At 65.6% G+C, this 224-nt stretch carries 1 protein-coding gene; it reads left to right on the top strand.

Annotated elements, in window-relative coordinates; translation table 11 throughout:
- Positions 1 to 224, top strand: a 224-nt coding sequence (locus QD280_RS17850; RefSeq protein WP_279840161.1) for an Ig-like domain-containing protein, incomplete at both ends; no start/stop codon positions are given.

Raw genomic sequence — 224 nt, 5'->3', positions numbered from 1 at the left:
GGCGAGATCGACGCAAGCGCGCCGGCGCTGACTGTCGATGCCCCGGCACTGACCTCCGACACCACGCCGACCATCGTTGGCACCACCGATGCCGAAGACGGCAGCACCATCACGCTGGTCATCACCGACAGCGATGGCAACGAGCAGACCGTCACCGCGACTGTGGAGAACGGCACCTACAGCGTCGACGCCGAGACGCCACTGAGCGAAGGCGAATACAGCGT

The organism is Cobetia sp. 1AS1, from assembly GCF_029846435.1.
GTDB lineage: Bacteria > Pseudomonadota > Gammaproteobacteria > Pseudomonadales > Halomonadaceae > Cobetia > Cobetia amphilecti.
The sequence above is the reverse complement of the archived record's forward strand: the minus strand, read 5'-3'. Positions and strand labels throughout refer to the sequence as shown.